The 3,357-nt window shown below is 30.7% G+C and carries 2 protein-coding genes; both read left to right on the top strand.

The genetic code is table 11. The features are described 5' to 3' along the window. Nucleotides 1–403 precede the first annotated feature (403 nt). Entirely contained in the window at nt 404–1,720 is a 1,317-nt protein-coding gene (locus BUB36_RS18620) for a pyridoxal phosphate-dependent aminotransferase (protein ID WP_073153779.1), read from the top strand. Nucleotides 1,721–2,187: 467 nt separating this feature from the next. Then, entirely contained in the window at nt 2,188–2,802 is a 615-nt protein-coding gene (locus BUB36_RS18615; RefSeq protein WP_073153776.1) for a LysE/ArgO family amino acid transporter, read from the top strand. Nucleotides 2,803–3,357: the final 555 nt, after the last annotated feature.

Below are 3,357 nucleotides of genomic sequence, written 5' to 3'. Positions count from 1 at the left end.
TTAGGTCAGATTATTTAACTTGATTTAAGCTTCTAAGATTATTTAATTTGCAGTTTTTGATAAGATTTAGGCTAGAATAAAGTGCTGTTTAACATTTAGCTATAAGTATATTTGGTATAATACTTTTAGATTTATCAGTTTTCTTAGCCTAATGTTTGAGGGAACTTTTTAATGAAAAGTATTTAAATTAAAAGAAAAAAGGAATTTCCCATGTTTTTGAGGAATATTGGGAAAATGAAGTAATCATTAGATTTATCTAGGCGGTAATAATAATCAATAGGAATAAATAATTATTTTATTATGAAAACAAATATTTAAAAAATATTAAAAATTATAAAATATTATGTTAGAATGACAACATAGGGTGATTATTTTAAATATTTTAAAGAAAAGGAGAGTTAGAATGAATAAGCCAATATTATCTGCTCATTTTGAGTCAAGAAAACCATCAGCAGTTCGTCTTGCACAAATGAAGTATGAAGAGAGAAAAGTAAAGCCAGAAGCTGTTATTAATGTCGGTATTGGAAACGTTTCCCTTCCAGCGAATCCTGCAATGCAAAAGAGAATGTTTGCACTTGATGACCCAAGTAGTCCATTTGCCAATGGGGTTATTAGATATACTACAACTGCTGGGACAAAGGAATGTCAAGATGCATTTAGAAATATTTTAAAGTGCGAAGGGTTTGATACAAGTAAGCTGCATATTCAGGTAACAGATGGTGGGTCTGCAGCTATGGAATTGCTACTAATTGGTACATGTGGCCCTGCAGGAACAGATGAAAGACCTCTACTTATGATTGATCCAGCGTATACAAACTATATATCATTTGCTCAAAGAACTGGAAGAAAAACAGTTACTGTAAAGAGGCAATTAGATGAAAATGGGAAATTTACTCTTCCAGACATTGCTAAAATCGAAGAAGTAATTAAGGCTAATAAACCAGGTGCATTATTAGTAATACCATACGATAATCCAACTGGTCAGCTATATGATTATGATGTTATGAAAGCATTAGCAGAGCTTTGTGTAAAATACAATATGTGGATGGTTAGTGATGAAGCATATCGTGAACTTTACTATGATCCAGATAAGCCACTTTTAAGTATTTGGGGATTGTCTGATGCAGATGTTCCAGGAATTGAAGGTAGAAGAATTAGTATTGAAACTGCTTCTAAAGTATGGAATGCATGTGGCTTAAGAATTGGCGCATTAATAACTGATAACACTGAATTCAATAATCGTTCAGTAGCTGAATATACCGCTAATCTTTGTGCAAATGCTATTGGTCAATACATCTTTGGTGCCTTAGCTCACGAAAGTAAAGAAGGAATTCTAGGATGGTGCCGAGAAATAAGAGAATATTATAGAGGGCAAATCTTAAAGGTTTATAATGGACTTAAGGAACAAGAGCCTAATCTTATTGTTTCCAGTCCGGATGCATCTATTTACACAGTTATAGATGTTAGAAATGTTGTAAAACCTGGTTTTGATGCAGTAGATTTTGTATTATATTGTGCAGGTGAAGGTTCAGTTAATATAGATGGTGTTGAAACAACTCTACTAGTAGCACCTATGAAAGGATTCTATGATATTGAAGAAGGTGAAGCTAATCCAGGCAGCACACAATTTAGAATTTCCTTTGTTGAAACACCTGAAAAGTTAGATAAGATTCCTGAGTTATTTGTAAAGCTTCTTAGAAAATATGAAGCACAAAGATAATAAATATTGAGATTTATGCCCCTAGTTAAGACCTTAAAAGGTCTTGATTAGGGATTTTATATGACTATTTCACTGTAGGAATGTAGTCATATGTAGAAATTTGCAACACTTTCATCTATGTTTTAAGAATTAGAGTGTAGCTGAAAATAGATTTGAAGGGTAGGTATTAAAGACTTTGTATCATACTTATCTTTAATATTTTAGGGTGTTAAGTCAGTCGATAGATTATTCTCAGAATCATAGAAGTTAATATTTCTAACTAGTCTAAAACTATTAGTAGAAATAATTACTTTTTAAAAATAATTAAAATGACCATTTTTAAAAGTTTTTAGTTATACATAACCTTATATTGTATATATACCAAAATGGGGAAATATTGGACATTTCAATAGATTTAAAGTTAGTATTTATGTGAATTGTAGAGTTTCGTAACGAACTAATAAGGTCTATATAAGGAGGAGACTTTTTTGATTAAATATTTGTTTCAAGGTTTTATGTTGGGTATGGCCTATGTTGCTCCTATAGGGATGCAAAATATTTATGTAATAAACAGTGCAATAGCAAATAGGAAGACAAGGGCATATGCAGTAGCTTTAATTACTACCTTTCTTGACATTTCCTTAGCTCTTGCATGTTTTTTTGGAATAGGGGCAATAATGGAGAGATTCCAAAGCCTAAAACTAGCTATTCTATTAGTTGGTTCTTTAGCTGTTATATATATTGGGATCAAGCTAATAAGAAGTACTCCTGAAACCAAAAGTGAAGTGAATGTAAACAAACCATTAACACAAGTGATTATGACATGTTTATTAGTAACATGGGCAAATCCGCAAGCTCTTATTGATGGGACATTGCTTTTAGGGGGATTTAAGGCTACATTATCTTTAGAGGCATCAAGATTATTTATTTTAGGTGTTTGCTTAGCATCGGCTTTCTGGTTTATCGGAATAACAACAATAGTTTCAACTTTTAAAAATAACTTCAATAGCAAGGTTATCAAAATGATAAATATTATTTGTGGAATTATATTAGTTTATTATGGGCTAAGGCTTGGATTTAAGTTTATAGAAATAATATTATAATTAAGGTGTTTCACCATGTAAACTAGTAAAGATTTACCATAAGGTTTGGAAAGGTAGATATTCAGATATGAGATTATAAGTGGAATAGACCTCGAATACATAACGGAATATTTCATGGATATTTACCATTATATTATTCCTTGTACGAGGATTATCTCTAGTGGAGATAAGAAAGTATTTGAAAACTTGATTGGAAGTTTTAGAATGAAATTTTTATCAGCCAGTGGATGATTTTATATATTATTAATAAAAAAAGGATAACTCTCTCTAGTTTAAATGCTAAAGATGTTATCCAATTTTTTGACCCTTATTATTTGAATAAATGAGTAATACCAGAAACAGAGATTGCACTATATATTAGAAGAAGCCCCATAACTATATTAAATTCCTTTTGATATTTTGATAGGAACTTATTAAATAATGAACCAAATAATGCCCAAAAAGTAGAACTAAAGAATGGCTTAGTGTAAAATTATTGTAGGAAAAAAATAAAAAGAGAATAGCTTCATATGTTATGATGGAAGTGAACAAGCAACACATCAAAACATATGAAGC

The sequence above is a fragment of the Paramaledivibacter caminithermalis DSM 15212 genome, from assembly GCF_900142245.1.
Taxonomy (GTDB): Bacteria; Bacillota; Clostridia; order Peptostreptococcales; family Caminicellaceae; genus Paramaledivibacter; species Paramaledivibacter caminithermalis.
The sequence above is the reverse complement of the archived record's forward strand: the minus strand, read 5'-3'. Positions and strand labels throughout refer to the sequence as shown.

What these genes read in the sequence shown, in the direction of transcription:
- BUB36_RS18620 (WP_073153779.1), top strand. Translation starts at nt 404, where the DNA reads ATGAATAAGCCAATATTATCTGCTCATTTTGAGTCAAGAAAACCATCA.